The sequence below is a fragment of the Mycobacterium sp. NGS41 genome, from assembly GCF_059812725.1.
On sequence record NZ_JCALDF010000015.1, the window covers coordinates 49315 to 65772 of the forward strand.

General features: G+C 69.7%; 12 protein-coding genes. All 12 read left to right on the forward strand.

The genetic code is table 11. The features are described from left to right. Positions 1–315 precede the first annotated feature (315 nt). The 12 genes from mraZ (at position 316) to AC5Y21_RS15405 (ending at position 16235) form a co-directional block, all read left to right on the forward strand. Positions 316–747, forward strand: a complete 432-nt coding sequence (gene mraZ / locus AC5Y21_RS15350) for a division/cell wall cluster transcriptional repressor MraZ (RefSeq protein ID WP_499913309.1) — start codon at positions 316–318, stop codon at positions 745–747. Next, on the forward strand, positions 722–1885 hold the full coding sequence (gene rsmH / locus AC5Y21_RS15355) for a 16S rRNA (cytosine(1402)-N(4))-methyltransferase RsmH (protein WP_499913311.1): 1164 nt from the start codon (positions 722–724) through the stop codon (positions 1883–1885). Before mraZ ends, rsmH begins: the two co-directional genes overlap by 26 nt. Beyond that, a complete protein-coding gene (ftsL, locus tag AC5Y21_RS15360; protein WP_499913313.1) occupies positions 1882–2949 on the forward strand; it encodes a cell division protein FtsL in 1068 nt (355 codons plus the stop codon). The genes rsmH and ftsL overlap by 4 nt, the downstream gene beginning before the upstream one ends. Beyond that, the gene (locus AC5Y21_RS15365) at positions 2946–4937 is read left to right on the forward strand and encodes a peptidoglycan D,D-transpeptidase FtsI family protein (RefSeq protein ID WP_499913315.1); all 1992 of its coding nucleotides are present in this window, start codon (positions 2946–2948) and stop codon (positions 4935–4937) included. Before ftsL ends, AC5Y21_RS15365 begins: the two co-directional genes overlap by 4 nt. 400 nt (positions 4938–5337) lie before the next feature. Continuing rightward, positions 5338–6882 (forward strand): UDP-N-acetylmuramoyl-L-alanyl-D-glutamate--2,6-diaminopimelate ligase, encoded by a 1545-nt coding sequence (locus tag AC5Y21_RS15370; protein ID WP_499913317.1) that lies wholly within the window; start codon positions 5338–5340, stop codon positions 6880–6882. Next, complete coding sequence (locus AC5Y21_RS15375; RefSeq protein ID WP_499913319.1) at positions 6879–8408, forward strand: UDP-N-acetylmuramoyl-tripeptide--D-alanyl-D-alanine ligase; 1530 nt, start codon at positions 6879–6881, stop codon at positions 8406–8408. Before AC5Y21_RS15370 ends, AC5Y21_RS15375 begins: the two co-directional genes overlap by 4 nt. After that, positions 8405–9484, forward strand: coding sequence for a phospho-N-acetylmuramoyl-pentapeptide-transferase (gene mraY, locus AC5Y21_RS15380; RefSeq protein WP_499913321.1), 1080 nt, complete (start codon positions 8405–8407; stop codon positions 9482–9484). The genes AC5Y21_RS15375 and mraY overlap by 4 nt, the downstream gene beginning before the upstream one ends. A gap of 1 nt (position 9485) precedes the next feature. Beyond that, entirely contained in the window at positions 9486–10961 is a 1476-nt protein-coding gene (gene murD, locus AC5Y21_RS15385; RefSeq protein WP_499913323.1) for a UDP-N-acetylmuramoyl-L-alanine--D-glutamate ligase, read from the forward strand. Between the two features lie 6 nt (positions 10962–10967). Next, on the forward strand, positions 10968–12563 hold the full coding sequence (gene ftsW / locus AC5Y21_RS15390) for a putative lipid II flippase FtsW (RefSeq protein ID WP_499913324.1): 1596 nt from the start codon (positions 10968–10970) through the stop codon (positions 12561–12563). Then, entirely contained in the window at positions 12560–13798 is a 1239-nt protein-coding gene (gene murG, locus AC5Y21_RS15395; protein WP_499913326.1) for an undecaprenyldiphospho-muramoylpentapeptide beta-N-acetylglucosaminyltransferase, read from the forward strand. Before ftsW ends, murG begins: the two co-directional genes overlap by 4 nt. Next, positions 13795–15273, forward strand: coding sequence for a UDP-N-acetylmuramate--L-alanine ligase (gene murC, locus AC5Y21_RS15400; RefSeq protein ID WP_499913328.1), 1479 nt, complete (start codon positions 13795–13797; stop codon positions 15271–15273). The genes murG and murC overlap by 4 nt, the downstream gene beginning before the upstream one ends. Further along, complete coding sequence (locus tag AC5Y21_RS15405; RefSeq protein WP_499913330.1) at positions 15270–16235, forward strand: cell division protein FtsQ/DivIB; 966 nt, start codon at positions 15270–15272, stop codon at positions 16233–16235. Before murC ends, AC5Y21_RS15405 begins: the two co-directional genes overlap by 4 nt. Positions 16236–16458: the final 223 nt, after the last annotated feature.

Here is a 16458-nt window from a genome sequence, read left to right on the forward strand (position 1 = left end):
TTCGGCTGTCGTCGGCTGCCTCCACATTGCCGTAATCCGTATCGAGCCCCACTTGTGTCCGACTTGTGCCCCAAACATCCCCCACTCGGCCCCACTTCAGCCACACTGGCGCGTTTACGCCGTTGAAATGCACTTTCGCGGCGCCGGTGACAACCGCGCGGCGGCCGGCAATTGCCATGCCCCGGCCGCGAGTGGTGGATGGCGAAGAAAACGCCACGACGACACAGCGCTAATGGGGAAGAGTGGGGGATTGTGGGGTATGGTGGCTGAAGTATTCGGGAGGCCGGGAATCGGGTCCGGGCTGGAGGTGAGCTGGTGTTTCTCGGCACCTACACGCCCAAACTCGACGACAAGGGGCGGCTGACGCTGCCCGCCAAGTTCCGCGACGCACTGGCAGGGGGGTTGATGGTCACCAAGAGCCAAGATCACAGCCTGGCGGTGTACCCGCGGGCGGAGTTCGAGGAATTGGCGCGCCGGGCTAGCAAGGCACCGCGAAGCAACCCCGGTGCCAGGGCGTTCCTGCGCAATCTGGCGGCCGGCACCGACGAGCAGCATCCCGACGCGCAGGGCCGGGTCACGTTGTCAGCCGACCACCGCCGCTACGCCAACCTCTCGAAGGACTGTGTGGTGATCGGAGCGGTCGACTACCTCGAGATCTGGGACGCGCAGGCGTGGCACGACTACCAACAGACCCACGAAGAGAACTTCTCCGCGGCCAGCGATGAAGCACTCGGCGACATCATCTGAGGCGCATGCCCGTGCATCGTGGCCTCTGCCCGAACCGACCCTGGCGTACTTCCCCAACGCCAGGTTCACACGTTCGGACAGAGACCCGGGTGCAGGGGTCGCCTCAGCAGCCCGGACCCCGGCAGTCCGTCCGACCCGGGGAGGTGTTGCGTTGGCTGACGCAGATTTCGGTCACGTGCCCGTGCTGGCCGATCGTTGCCTCGAACTGCTCAGACCCGCACTGACCCGCCACCACCCAGACGGGTCGAACGCGGTACTCGCCGACGCGACCCTCGGAGCGGGCGGTCACGCCGAGCGGTTGCTGTCCGAGTTTGCGGGCCTGCGGCTGATCGGGCTCGACCGCGACCCCAGCGCGCTGGGCATCGCCGCCGACCGGCTAGACCGCTTCGCCGATCGCCTCACGCTGGCACACACCCGGTATGACGGTCTGGCGGCTGTGCTGGCCGAATCCGGTTATGCCGCTACGGAATCCGTCGACGGGGTGCTGTTCGATCTCGGCGTCTCGTCGATGCAGCTCGACCAGATCGAGCGGGGCTTCGCCTACGCCCAGGACGCGCCGCTGGACATGCGGATGGATCCCGAGTCCCCGCTGACGGCGGCCGACATCGTCAACACCTACGACGAGGCCGCACTGGCCGACATCCTGCATCGATACGGCGAGGAACGATTCGCCCGCCGCATCGCCGCGCACATCGTCCGCCAGCGGTCCCGCGCACCGTTCGCCTCTACCGCCGAGTTGGTCGCCCTGCTCTACCAGGCGATTCCGGCTCCCGCCCGACGCACCGGCGGACACCCGGCCAAGCGCACCTTCCAGGCGCTGCGCATCGCAGTCAACGACGAGCTGGACACGTTGCGAACCGCCCTTCCCGCCGCGCTGGACGCGCTGGCCGTCGGCGGTCGCATCGTGGTGCTGGCCTACCAATCGCTGGAAGACCGCATCGTCAAGCGCGTGTTCGCCGACGCGGTCGCCTCGCGTACACCGGCGGGTCTGCCGGTCGAACTCCCCGGCCATGAACCACGATTCCGGTCGTTGACCCGCGGTGCCGAACGGGCCGACGCCGCTGAGATCGAACGCAACCCCCGCAGCGCCCCGGTGCGGCTGCGATCCCTGCAACGAGTTGGGAAGGGCAATTCATGAAGGCGAAACGTGAGGCCCGGGCAGCTGGGAAACGCGCCAGCAGCGATCGCCGGCGCGCGCGCGACGGCGCCGTCCGCACCAGCGGACGGCCTGCCGCGGACTCGACCGCCGCACGTCGCACCCGTACACGGGCGAGCAAGGCCTCCGCGCCCGCTCGCGAGGCCCGGTCGTCGAGATCCGGACCGCAAACCAACCCGATCGCCCGGCCCGTCGAGCGGCCGGCCCGGGCCAAGAACACCAACCAGGCCAAGGCGCGGGCCAAGGCGCGGAAGGCCAAGGCGCCCAAGGTCGTCCGGCCCAAGTTGAGTGAGCGGCTGGCTACCCGGCTGGCCGACATGGATCTGCGGCCACGCACGCTGGCCAGCAAAGTCCCGTTTGTGGTGCTGGTCATCGGCTCGCTGGGGCTGGGACTGGCCCTGACCCTATGGCTGTCCACCGACTCCGCCGAGCGCTCTTATCAATTGAGCCACGCCCGCGAGAAGACCCGGATGCTGCAGCAGCAGAAGGAGGCGCTGGAACGCGACGTGCGTGAGGCCGAGGCCGCACCTGCGCTGGCCGAGGCGGCCCGCAAGCAGGGCATGATCCCGACGCGGGATACCGCCCATCTGGTCCAGGCCCCGGACGGCAGCTGGGTGGTCGTGGGAACACCTAAGCCGGCCGACGGCGTCCCGCCGCCGCCGCTGAACACCAAACTTCCCGAAGAGGGCCCTCCGCCACCACCGCAACCGTCGGCGGTTCCCGCGGAAGTCCCGGTCCTGGTGTTACCGGCGCCCGGTGACGCGCTACCGCCGAGGTCGGGACCGGAGGCGCTGCTGCGCGCTCCCGACGGCGCGTCGACCATTGGCGGTCAGCACCTGTCTCCGCCGGCCGGCCCGCGGCCGCCGGGGGCCCTGCCGGGTCAGCTGCCCGGCTTGCCCGGCGGCGCGGTCCCCGGGGCGTTGCCCGCGCCGGGCCCGGCCCCAGCCCAGTTCCCAGCCCCAGCCCCAGCCCCGGCACTCGCGCCGACGCCGCCCAACGGTGAACCGTTCGGTCCGGTGCCAGCGGCGCCAGGGGCGCCACGGTGAGGCGCGGCGACTCGAGGCGGACGGGCCCGTCGCAGCCGGCGCGGGGCCGCCGCAGCAAGCCGGTAGCCGGGAAGCCGGAGAAAGCGCGAAAGGCCAAGGAAGCGAAGAAAACACGTGGAGCGGCGGAGGCAATCGGTCGCTCGGCGCGTGAGCGGCGCACCCGCCAGGTGGTGGAAGCGGGGACGCGCGGCGCGTCGTTCGTCTTCCGGCACCGGGCCGGCAACGTCGTCATCCTGGCATTGCTGCTGGTGGCGGCGACCCAGCTGTTCCTGCTGCAGGTCTCCAACGCCGCGGGCCTGCGCGCGCAGGCGGCCGGCCAGCTCAAGGTCACCGATGTCAGGAAAGCGGTCCGCGGCAGCATCGTCGACCGCAACAAGGACCAGCTCGCGTTCACCATCGAATCGCGTGCGCTAACCTTCCAGCCCAAGCGAATTCGCCACCAGCTGGAGGAGGCCAGGAAGAAGAACCCCGCCGCCCCCGACCCGCAGCAGCGGCTGGCCGACATCGCCAAGGAGGTTGCGAGCCGGCTCAACAACAAGCCGGACGTTGCGACCCTATTGAAGAAGCTGCAAACCGACGAGAACTTCGTCTATCTGGCCCGCGCGGTCGACCCCGCCGTCGCCAGCGCGATTTCCGACAAATTCCCCGAGGTGGGTTCCGAGCGGCAGGATTTGCGCCAGTACCCCGGTGGCTCGCTGGCGGCCAACATCGTCGGCGGCATCGACTGGGACGGCCACGGGCTGCTCGGGCTGGAAGAGTCTTTGGACTCCGTGCTGGCCGGAACAGACGGATCGGTCACCTATGACCGCGGCTCCGACGGCGTGGTGATCCCGGGCAGCTACCGTAACCAGCACCGCGCGGTCAACGGTTCGACCGTCCAGTTGACCCTCGACGACGACATCCAGTTCTACGTGCAGCAGCAGGTGCAGCAGGCAAAGAACCTGTCCGGGGCGCACACCGTCTCGGCCGTCGTGCTCGACGCCAAGACCGGTGAAGTGCTGGCCATGGCCAACGACAACACCTTCGACCCGTCCCAAGACATCGGCCGTCAGGCCGAGAGGCAACTGGGCAACCTGCCCGTGACGTCGCCATTCGAACCGGGCTCGGTCAACAAGGTCATCGCCGCGTCCTCGGTCATCGAGTACGGACTGTCCAACCCCGACGAGGTGTTGCAGGTGCCCGGCTCGATCCAAATGGGCGGCGTCACCGTGCACGACGCCTGGGAGCACGGTGTCATGCCGTACACCACCACCGGCATATTCGGGAAGTCATCCAACGTCGGCACGCTGATGCTGTCGCAGCGCATCGGCCCGGAGCGCTATTACGACATGGTCCGCAAGTTCGGACTGGGTCAGCGCACCGGCGTCGGGCTGCCCGGTGAGAGCGCCGGGCTGGTGCCGCCGATCGACCAGTGGTCGGGCAGCACATTCTCGAACCTGCCTATCGGCCAAGGCCTTTCGATGACCTTGCTGCAGATGACCGGCATGTACCAGGCGATCGCCAACGACGGGGTGCGGATACCGCCGCGGATTATCAAGGCCACGATCGCGCCCGACGGCACCCGGACCGAAGAACCGCGTCCGGACGGTGTTCAGGTGGTGTCCGCGCAGACCGCGCAGACCGTGCGGCAGATGCTGCGCGCTGTCGTGCAGCACGACCCGATGGGCTACCAGCAGGGCACCGGTCCGGCGGCTGCGGTGCCGGGTTACCAGATGGCCGGCAAGACCGGCACCGCACAGCAGATCAACCCCGGCTGCGGGTGCTACTTCGACGACGTTTACTGGATCACCTTCGCCGGAATGGCCACCGCCGACAATCCCCGCTACGTCATCGGGCTGATGATGGACAACCCGCAGCGCAACGCGGACGGTTCACCGGGCCACTCGGCCGCCGCGCTGTACCACAACATCGCGGGCTGGCTGATGCAGCGCGGAAATGTCCCGCTGTCACCCGATCCCGGGCCGCCGCTGGTTTTGCAGGCCACGTAGCGATTCGCGTCGTGGTTGCGGTCGGATCCTGCGAAAATGCGCGGTGTGCCTTATGGGCTGCTGTGCCTTGTCGGCCGCTAGGGACGCGGGTTGTAGGCAGGCCGTTCAGGGAGCCTTCGGCGTGAGTCCAGGGTTTTGAGCGTGAAATCAGGGCTTTGGGCGTGAGTCCAGGGCGGAATCCAGGCTCGTTCAACGCCGTAGGTTCACTTTCAACGCCATGGCATCACACTCAACGCCTTGGACGCACAGCCGACGCCCCACGGCAAATTCGACACCGAATCGAACGCCCTGCCGCATGCTGAAGCGCGGGAATGCCTCGTGACCGCCGCGTCTAGGTAGGGTGTCAGGGCTGATTATGGCCGATCATCGTTAAGGCAGCGTCGGACGGAGGTGATGAGAGGTGCCCACTGGGCGCACGTCGGGCGTGCCGCTGCCCGTACTCGCGGCCCAGGTCGGCGCGGTACTGGCCGACGGCCCAGATCGACGCGCCGTCGTCCCGGACCTGACGGTCACCGGTGTGACACTTCGTGCCCAGGACGCGCGACCGGGTGACCTGTTTGCCGCCCTGCCCGGCGCCTCCACGCACGGCGCGCGGTATGCCCCCGAAGCGATCGAACGCGGCGCGGTTGCCGTGCTCACCGACGCCGCCGGGGTCGCCGAGCTGGCCGCCCAAGCCCAGGCGCGGGCCGAAACCGAAACCGTCCCGGTCCTGGTCCATCCCGCGCCGCGCAGCGTGCTCGGCGACCTGGCCGCCACTGTGTATGGTCGCCCCTCCGACCGGGTGACGGTCATCGGGATCACCGGAACGTCGGGCAAGACCACCACGACTTACCTGGTCGAGGCCGGCCTGCGGGCCGGCGGGCGAATGGCCGGACTGATCGGCACCATCGGCATCCGCATCGACGGCGCCGACATCCCCAGCGCGCTGACCACTCCCGAGGCGCCGGCGCTGCAGGCGATGCTCGCGCAGATGGCCGAGCGCGGGGTGGACACCGTGGTGATGGAGGTGTCCAGTCACGCCCTGACGCTGGGCCGGGTGGACGGCACCCAATTCGCGGTCGGCGCATTCACCAATCTGTCGCGCGACCACCTCGACTTTCATCCCACTATGGCCGACTATTTCGAGGCCAAGGCATCGCTGTTCGACCCGGCCTCGCCGCTGCGGGCTCGCACCGCGGTGGTGTGCGTCGACGACGACGCCGGGCGCGCGATGGCCGCCCGGGCCGACGCCGCGATCACCGTCAGCACCACCGACCAACCCGCGCACTGGCGCGCCATAGATGTGGCTCCGATGGGCGCCGGGAAACAGGAATTCACCGCCGTGGACCCCGCCGGGGTGCAGCACCGGATCGGCATCCGGTTACCGGGCCGCTATAACGTCGCGAATTGCCTTGTCGCACTGGCTATTCTGGACGCCGTTGGGGTGTCACCGGCGCAGGCGTCGCCAGGTCTGCGGGAAGCACGGGTCCCCGGCAGATTGGAAGAGGTCGACTGCGGCCAGGATTTTCTCGCGCTGGTCGACTACGCCCACAAGCCAGGCGCGTTGCGCGCCGTGCTGACCACGCTGCTGCAGCCGGGCCGCCGGCTGGCGGTGGTGTTCGGCGCCGGCGGCGAACGCGACCCCGGCAAGCGGGCTCCGATGGGCGAGGTCGCCGCCGAGCTCGCCGATTTGGTCGTCGTCACCGACGACAACCCGCGGGGCGAGGATCCGGCCGCAATCCGCCGTCATATCCTGGCTGGGGCCGCCAAGGGCGGCGCTAAAGCGCAGGTGGTCGAGATCGCCGACCGACGAGCGGCGATCAGGCATGCGGTCGCCTGGGCGGGCCGCGGCGACGTGGTGGTGGTCGCCGGAAAAGGCCACGAAACCGGGCAGCGCGGGGCCGGGGAGGTGCGGCCGTTCGATGACCGGGTGGAGCTGGCTGGGGCTTTGGAGGCCCGCCGGTGATCGACCTGACCGTTGCCCAGATCGCCGAGATCGTCGGCGGCACACTGGCCGACATCGCACCGGATGCCGCCGCGGCGACCCGTGTGACCGGAACCGTCGAGTTCGACTCGCGTGCCGTCGGCCCTGGCGGGCTTTTCCTGGCGCTGCCCGGGGCGCGTTCCGACGGGCACGACCATGCGGCCTCGGCCGTGGCCGCCGGCGCCGTCGCGGTGCTCGCCGCGCGCCCGGTCGGCGTGCCCGCCATCGTGGTAAGCCCAGCCGCGCCGCAGCCGGGTGCCGCCGTGGGCGGGCTGGCCGGGGTGCTGGAACACGACGCCGACGGATCGGGTGCGGCGGTGCTGGCCGCGCTGGCGAAGCTGGCGAAAGCGGTGGCCGCCGAGCTGGTGACCGGCGGGCTGACGATCGTCGGGATCACCGGCTCGTCGGGAAAGACTTCGACCAAAGACCTGGTGGCGGCCGTGCTCGAGCCGCTGGGTCAGGTGGTGGCCCCGCCCGGGTCGTTCAACAACGAGCTGGGTCATCCGTGGACGGTGCTGCGCGCGACCCGCGACACCGACTATTTGGTCCTCGAAATGTCAGCCCGCCACCCCGGCAATATCGCCGCGCTGGCCGAGATCGCCCCGCCGTCGATTGGCGTGGTTCTCAACGTCGGCACCGCGCATCTGGGCGAGTTCGGCTCGCGGGATGCCATTGCCCGAACCAAAGCCGAACTGCCGCAAGCTGTCCCGGCATCCGGTGTCGTCATCCTGAACGTGGACGACCCCGCGGTGGCGGCGATGGCCGGGGTGACCGCGGCCCGGGTGGTCAGGGTCAGCCGCGACGGCATCGCCGGTGACGTCTGGGCCGGCCCCGTCACGCTGGACGACCTGGCCCGCCCGCGTTTCACGATGCACACCGAAACCGCGGCCGCCGAGGTGCAACTGGGGGTCTACGGCGACCATCAGGTCAGCAACGCGATGTGCGCGGCTGCCGTCGCGCTGGAATGCGGCGCCGGCTTGGGCCAAGCAGCGGCCGCGCTGGCCGCGGCCGGGCCGGTGTCGCGGCACCGGATGCAGGTCAGCACCCGCGCCGACGGCGTCACCGTGATCGACGACGCCTACAACGCCAACCCCGATTCGATGCGGGCCGGGCTGCAGGCGCTGGCCTGGATCGCCCACGGCCGCGGGGCCGGCCCGGCCGAAAAGCGCAGGAGCTGGGCGGTGCTCGGCGAGATGGCTGAGCTCGGTGACGACGCCATTTCCGAGCATGATCGCGTCGGGCGGCTCGCGGTGCGATTAGATGTGTCTCGACTCGTTGTCGTGGGAACTGGGAGGTCGATGAGCGCCATGCACCACGGAGCGGTCATGGAGGGTTCGTGGGGCTCTGAGGCCGATAGAGGCGTCGTGACCGTCGCCGACGCGGACGCCGCCCTGGCGCTGCTGCGCGCCGAACTGCAACCCGGGGATGTGGTGCTGGTCAAGGCGTCGAACGCGGCCGGGCTGGGCGCGCTGGCCGACTCGCTGGTGAGCGAGGCCGCGCGGCCATGAGACAGATCCTCATCGCCGTCGCCGTCGCGCTGACCGCCTCGATCCTGTTGACTCCGGCGCTGATTCGGCTGTTCACCAAGCAGGGCTTCGGCCACCAGATCCGCGAGGACGGCCCGCCAACCCACCACAGCAAACGCGGCACGCCGTCGATGGGCGGGGTGGCGATTCTGGTTGGCATCTGGGCGGGCTACCTGGGCACCCACCTGGCCGGGCTGGCGTTCCACGGCGAAGGGATCTCCGCGTCGGGTCTGCTGGTGCTGGGTCTGGCCACCGTATTGGGCGGCGTCGGCTTCATCGACGACCTGATCAAAATCCGCCGGTCGCGCAACCTCGGGCTGAACAAAACCGCCAAGACGGTCGGGCAGATCACCGCCGCGGTGCTGTTCGGGGTACTGGTGTTGCAGTTCCGCAACGGCAGCGGCCTGACTCCGGCCAGCGCAAACCTGTCGTACGTGCGCGAAGTCGCCACTGTAACGCTGGCTCCGGCACTGTTCGTGTTGTTCTGCGTGATCATGGTCAGCGCCTGGTCGAACGCGGTCAACTTCACCGACGGGCTGGACGGGTTGGCCGCCGGCTGCATGGCGATGGTCACCGGCGCCTACGTGCTGATCACGTTCTGGCAGTACCGCAATGCCTGCGCGACCGCGCCGGGGCTGGGTTGCTACAACGTGCGCGATCCGCTGGATCTGGCGCTCATCGCGGCCGCGACCGCCGGTGCCTGCATCGGCTTTCTGTGGTGGAATGCCGCGCCGGCCAAGATCTTCATGGGCGACACCGGGTCGTTGGCGCTGGGCGGCATCATCGCCGGCTTGTCGGTGACCAGCCGCACCGAGCTGCTCGCGGTGGTGCTGGGTTCGCTGTTCGTCGCCGAGATCGTGTCCGTGGTGCTGCAGATCCTGGCTTTCCGCACCACCGGCCGCCGGGTGTTCCGGATGGCGCCGTTCCACCACCATTTCGAGTTGGTCGGCTGGGCCGAGACGACGGTGATCATCCGCTTCTGGCTGCTTACCGCGATCACCTGCGGTCTGGGTGTGGCGCTGTTCTACGGCGAGTGGCTAGCCACGATCGGAGCCTGACGTGGTTTCCCCCGGCGGGTCTGACGTCCTGACCCCCGGCGCGTCCGTGCTGGTGGCCGGTGCCCGGGTGACCGGGCGGGCGGTGGTGGCCGCACTGACCCGGTTCGGCGCGGTGCCGACAGTGTTCGACGACGACCCGGACATGCTGCGCTCCTACGCCAAGACCGGAGTCGCGACCCTGGACCCGTCGGCGGCGGCACAGCAGGTGTCCGAATATGCGCTGGTCGTCACCAGTCCCGGGTTCCAGCCGACGACGCCCGTGTTGGCCGCCGCGGCCGCGGCAAACATACCCATCTGGGGTGACGTGGAATTGGCCTGGCGGCTCGACGCCGCCGGCTGCTACGGGCCGCCGCGTCGCTGGCTGGTCGTGACCGGCACCAACGGCAAGACCACGACGACGTCGATGCTGCACGCCATGTTGACGGCCGCCGGCCTGCGCAGCGTGCTGTGCGGCAACATCGGCGCTCCCGTCCTGGATGTGCTCGAAGAGCCCGCCGAATTGCTGGCCGTGGAGTTGTCCAGCTTCCAGCTCTACTGGGCGCCCTCGCTGCGGCCAGAGGCCGGGGTAGTGCTCAACATCGCCGAAGATCACCTAGACTGGCATCACACGATGGACGCCTACACCGCGGCCAAGGCCCGGGTGCTGACCGGCCGGGTCGCGGTGGCGGGGCTGGACGACAGCCGCGCGGCCGCATTGCTGGACACCGCGCCGGCGCCCGTGCGGGTCGGCTTCCGGCTGGACGAGCCGGCTGCCGGCGAGCTCGGGGTGCGCGACGGTCAGCTGGTGGACCGCGCCTTCGCCGACGACCTGGCGCTGCTGCCGGCCGCCTCGATACCTGTCCCGGGCCCGGTCGGAGTGCTCGACACGCTTGCCGCGGCGGCGCTAGCCCGCAGCGTCGGCGCGCCACCCGAAGCGATCCGGGCCGCGATCTCGTCGTTCCAGGTGGGGCGCCACCGCTCGGAGTTGGTGGCCGTCGCCGACGGCATCCAGTACGTCGACGACTCCAAGGCCACCAACCCGCATGCCGCGCTGGCTTCGGTGCTGGCCTACCCGCGGGTGGTATGGGTGGCCGGTGGCCTGCTGAAAGGGGCGTCGGTGGAGGCCGAGGTGGCTCGGATGGCGCCGCGGCTGGTCGGGGCGATCCTTATCGGCCAAGATCGCGCGGTGGTTGCTGAGGCGTTATCACGACACGCGCCGGATGTTCCCGTCGTCCACGTTGTTACAGGCGAGGATGTTGAGATGCATGCGACTGCTGTGGCTTCTGGTGCTTCTGTTCTTGATGTGACAAAAGTTTACGATTCTGGCGGAACTGTCGGCTCGCATGTGATGGCCGGGGTGGTGGCCGCCGCCCGTGACCTGGCCCAACCCGGCGACACGGTGCTCTTGGCGCCGGCCGGCGCGTCGTTCGACCAGTTCACCAGCTACGCCGAACGTGGCGACGCATTTGCGGCCGCCGTGCGCGCGGCGGCCCGGTAGGCGGGCGTGGGTATCGCGCTGACCCGGTTGCTGCGCCGGGGCAAGAAAGACGCCAACATTCCGGACACCCCGACGGACGAGCCAGGGGAGACCGGCGAAACGGCCGGCACCCCAGCGGCCAAAGAAGCCGAGAAACCCGAAAAAATCGGCCCGCGTAGCCGGTTCGGCGCCTGGTTGGGCCGGCCGATGACGTCGTTCCATCTGATCATCGCGGTCGCTTCGCTGCTGACCACCCTCGGTCTGATCATGGTGCTCTCCGCGTCCGGCGTACGGTCCTACGGCGACGACGGGTCGGCGTGGGTGATCTTCGGCAAGCAGGTCCTGTGGACCATCATCGGGCTCATCGGGTGCTACGTCGCCCTGCGCATGTCGGTGCGGTTCCTCCGGCGGGTCGCCTTCTCCGGTTACGTCATCACCGTCATTTTGCTGGTGCTGGTACTGGTCCCGGGAATCGGCAACCTGGCCAACGGCTCCCGCAAATGGTTCGTGGTCGCGGGCCTTTCCATGCAGCCGTCCGAGTTGGCCAAGATCGCGTTCGCGATCTGGGGGGCGCATCTGCTGGCCGCGCGGCGAATGGAACGCGCGTCGCTGCGCGAGATGCTGATTCCCCTGGTGCCGGCGGCGGTGATAGCGCTGGCGCTGATCGTCGCCCAGCCCGACCTGGGGCAGACGGTGTCGCTTGGCATCATCCTGCTGGGGCTGTTGTGGTACGGCGGCCTGCCGCTGCGCGTGTTCGGCAGCTCGCTGGTCGCCGTCGTCATCGCCGGGGCCATCCTGGCGATGTCCGCCGGCTACCGCTCTGACCGGGTGCGGTCCTGGCTGGACCCCGAGATGGATCCGATGGACACCGGGTACCAGGCCCGTCAGGCGAAGTTCGCGCTGGCCCACGGCGGCATCTTCGGCGACGGCCTCGGTCAGGGCACCGCCAAGTGGAACTACCTGCCCAACGCCCACAACGACTTCATCTTCGCCATCATCGGCGAGGAACTCGGCCTGGTCGGCGCGCTCGGGCTGCTGGGGCTGTTCGGGTTGTTCGCCTACACGGGCATGCGGATCGCGCGACGATCGGCCGATCCGTTCCTGCGGCTGCTGACCGCCACCACCACGTTATGGGTGCTGGGCCAGGCGTTTATCAACATCGGCTACGTGATCGGGGTGCTGCCGGTCACCGGCCTGCAGCTACCACTCATTTCTGCTGGCGGAACATCCACGGCTACAACGCTTTTCATGATCGGCATCATGGCCAACGCGGCTCGCCACGAGCCGGAGGCGGTGGCCGCGCTGCGGGCCGGGCGCGACGACAAGATGAACCGGCTGCTGCGGCTGCCGCTGCCCGAGCCGTATACACCGAGTCGCCTCGAGGCGTTCCGCGACCGTAAGGGAAACCGCTCGCAACCGGCCCCGAAAACGGGCAAGGCGACGCCGCCCGGCAAGGCGCCGCGACAGCCCGCCCGGTCGCCGCGGCAGGCACTACCCCGCAGCGCTGATCGGCCGGTCCATCGATCAGGGCATCATGGATCTGGCCAGCGCCGTGTTAGTCAGGCGTCCGGCCAGCGTCATACACGGCGCGTTCGCGCACTGGAAGGTCAGCGTTACGGGTGAACGACACGGTCAGGGAGCCGGCCAACGGGCTGGGGACACCCAACCACGCGGGCCTTTCCGATGGCTCTTCGGGCTCTGCGGGCACTTTGAAGACACCTTTGTCGGTGGTGCTGGCCGGCGGCGGTACCGCCGGCCACGTGGAACCGGCGATGGCCGTCGCCGACGCCCTGAGCGCGCTGGACCCGCAGGTCCGCATCACCGCGCTCGGCACCGCGCGTGGGCTGGAGACCAGGCTGGTACCCGAACGCGGCTACCACCTGGAACTGATCACCCCGGTGCCGTTGCCGCGCAAACCCACCGGTGACCTGGCCCGGCTGCCGTCGCGGGTGTGGCGTGCGGTCCGGGAGACCCGGTCGGTGCTCGACGTCGTCGACGCCGACGTCGTCGTCGGCTTCGGCGGGTATGTGGCCCTGCCCGCGTACCTGGCTGCCCGGGGGATCCCCAGGGTGAGCCGCCGGGTGCCGGTGCTCATCCACGAGGCCAACGCCAGGGCCGGGATCGCCAACCGGGTCGGCGCCCGCACCGCCGATCGGATCCTTTCCGCGGTGCCCGGTTCCGGGCTGCGCCGAGCCGAGGTCGTCGGTGTGCCCGTCCGTGCGGCCATCACCGCGCTGGACCGTGCGGCGTTGCGCGCCGAGGCACGTACACACTTCGGCTTCGCCGAGGACGCGCGGGTGCTGCTGGTGTTCGGGGGATCGCAGGGCGCGGTCTCACTGAATCGGGCGGTGTCGGCCGCCGCGGCCGATCTGGCCGCCGCGGGGGTGGCCGTGCTGCACGCCCACGGACCCAAGAACACGCTGGAGCTCCGCACTCCGCAACCGGGTGATGCGCCCTACGTGGCAGTGACCTACCTGGACCGGATGGACCTGGCCTACGCCGCCGCCGACCTGGTGATCTGCCGATCCGGGGCGATGACGGTCGCCGAAGTCTCGGCCGTCGGCCTGCCGGCCATCTACGTCCCGCTGCCGATCGGCAACGGCGAACAGCGGCTCAACGCGCTGCCGGTGGTCAACGCCGGCGGCGGAATGGTGGTCGCCGACGCCGACCTGACGCCCGGCCTGGTGGCCCGGGAGGCCGCCGCGTTGCTCACCGACCCGCCCCGGCTGGCGGCCATGACGGCGGCCGCCGCGCAGGTGGGACATCGCGACGCCGCGCGCCAAGTGGCGCAGGCGGCCCTGGACATCGCCCGTCAAGGCCGGCGGCACGCGGTGCGCCTGACTCGGAGGCCGCAGTGAACGCGGGGCAGTTGCCACCCGAGCTGCAGCGGGTGCACATGGTGGGCATCGGCGGCGCGGGCATGTCGGGCATCGCCCGAATCCTGCTGGACCGCGGCGGCCTGGTGTCCGGGTCAGATGCCAAGGAGTCGCGCGGTGTGCACGCGCTGCGGGCGCGGGGCGCGCTCATCCGGATCGGGCACGACGCGTCGTCGCTGGACATGCTGCCCGGCAGCCCCACCGCCGTCGTCACCACCCACGCCGCCATACCAAAGACCAACCCCGAGCTCGTCGAAGCCCGGCGCCGCGGCATTCCGGTGCTGCTGCGGCCCGCGGTGCTGGCCAAGCTGATGGACGGTCGCACGACGCTGATGGTCACCGGCACGCACGGCAAGACGACGACGACGTCGATGCTCATCGTCGCCCTGCAGCACTGCGGGCGTGACCCGTCCTTCGCGGTCGGCGGTGAGCTGGGGGAGGCCGGTACCAACGCTCACCACGGCAGCGGCAGCTGCTTCGTCGCCGAGGCCGACGAAAGCGACGGTTCGCTACTGGAGTACACGCCGCACGTCGCGGTGGTGACCAATATCGAGTCCGACCACCTCGACTTCTACGGCAGCACCGACGCCTATGTCGGAGTATTCGACGCCTTCGTGGAACGGCTCGCCCCAGGCGGAGCGCTCGTGGTCTGCACCGACGACCCGGGGGCCGCCGCGCTGGCCCAACGCTCGGCCGAACTGGGCGTACGGGTCCTGCGCTACGGCTCGTCACCCTCTCCAGGGCGGGAGCCCTTGAGCTGCACCCTGTTGTCGTGGGAGCAACAAGGCACCGAGGCCGTCGCGCATATCCAACTGGCCGGCGAGCCGGTCCGCGCGATGCGGCTGTCGGTGCCCGGCCGCCACATGGCCCTCAATGCGCTGGGCGCGCTGCTGGCCGCGCTCGAAGTCGGAGCGGCGGCCGACGAGGTGCTCGACGGGCTGGCCGGGTTCGAGGGCGTGCGACGCCGATTCGAACTGGTCGGCAGCTCGGGAGACGGCAAGGCCTCGGTGCGGGTGTTCGACGACTACGCCCATCACCCGACGGAGATCAGCGCGACGCTCGCCGCCGTCCGCACCGTGCTCGAGCAGAGCGGCGGGGGCCGTTCAATCGTGGTCTTTCAGCCTCACTTATATTCGCGGACAAAGGCTTTCGCGGCGGAGTTCGGTCGGGCGCTGGGCGCCGCCGACCAGGTGTTCGTTCTGGACGTCTTCGGCGCACGCGAACAACCGCTCGCCGGCGTCAGCGGAGCCAGCGTCGCCGAGCACGTCAGCGCGCCGGTGCGCTACCTGCCGGACTTCTCGGCGGTCGCCGAAGAGGTGGCCGCAGCCGCCGGCCCGGCCGACGTCATCGTCACGATGGGCGCCGGCGACGTGACCATGCTGGGGCCGGAAATCGTGACCGCACTGCGGGTGCGGGCCAATCGCAGCGCGCCCGGCCGGCCCGGGGTGTTGCGATGAGCGAGCCCACCGACCATATCGACCCGGTCGGCGGCGACACCACCGACGATTCCGAGCCGCAGGACGACGCCGAACCGCAGGACGCCGAGCCGCGGGACGAGGACCCTGCCGACCAAACACCGGCGGACCAAGAGGCGGAAGACGAAATCGAGGGGCCCCGACGGCGGGCCCGACGGGAACGAGCCGAGCGTCGCGCCGCGCAGGCTCGCGCCACCGCCATCGAGCAAGCCCGCCGCGAGGCCAAGCGGCGGGCGCGGGTGCATCTGGTCAATGAGCCGAAACCTGTTGCGCGAGGCGTGGTTCGGGGCCTCAAGATGTTGCTGTGGACGGTGCTGCTGGTCGTCGTCGGAGTCGGGCTGGCCCTAATCCTCTACTTCACGCCGGCGATGTCGGCGCGCTCCATCATCGTCACCGGGACCGGGGCGGTAACCCGCGAGGAGGTTCTCGACGCGGCACAGGTGCGTACCGGGACGCCGCTACTGCAGGTCAACACCAGCCAGGTCGCCGACCGGGTGGCCGCGATCCGGCGGGTGGCCAGCGCTCGAGTGCAGCGTCAATACCCCTCCGCGCTGCGGATCACCATCGTCGAACGGGTCGCGGTGGCGGTGAAGGATTTCGCCGACGGTCCCCACCTGTTCGACCGCGACGGTGTCGACTTTGCGACCGCTGCGCCGCCCGGCGCGCTGCCCTACCTAGAGGTCGACAACCCCGGGCCGAACGATCCGGCGACCAAGGCGGCGCTACAGGTGTTGACCACGCTGCGTCCCGAGGTGGCGGGTCAGGTGGGCAAGATCGCGGCGCCGTCACTGTCGTCGATCACTCTCACGTTGTCCGACGGGCGGGTGGTGATCTGGGGGAGCACCGACCGTGCCGAAGAGAAGGCCGAGAAGCTTGCGGCCCTGCTGACGCAACCGGGGCGCACCTACGATGTTTCCAGCCCCGACCTGCCGACCGTCAAGTAATGGCCCTCGGCGCCGTTTCGGACTGTCACCTTCATCGAGACTTCACCCACTGCGACCCATCCGGGCGTGTCGTGTGCGTAATGAAAGTGTCGCGCGGCAGGCGGATGCCACTGACGCCCGAAAAATTTGCGTGTCGCCCGTCGGCGCGCCTTCGGGGTTAGCGCGCGTCGTGCCAATACCGTTCTGGTTGCGCGGAACTACTTGACATAACTCTAACTCTATG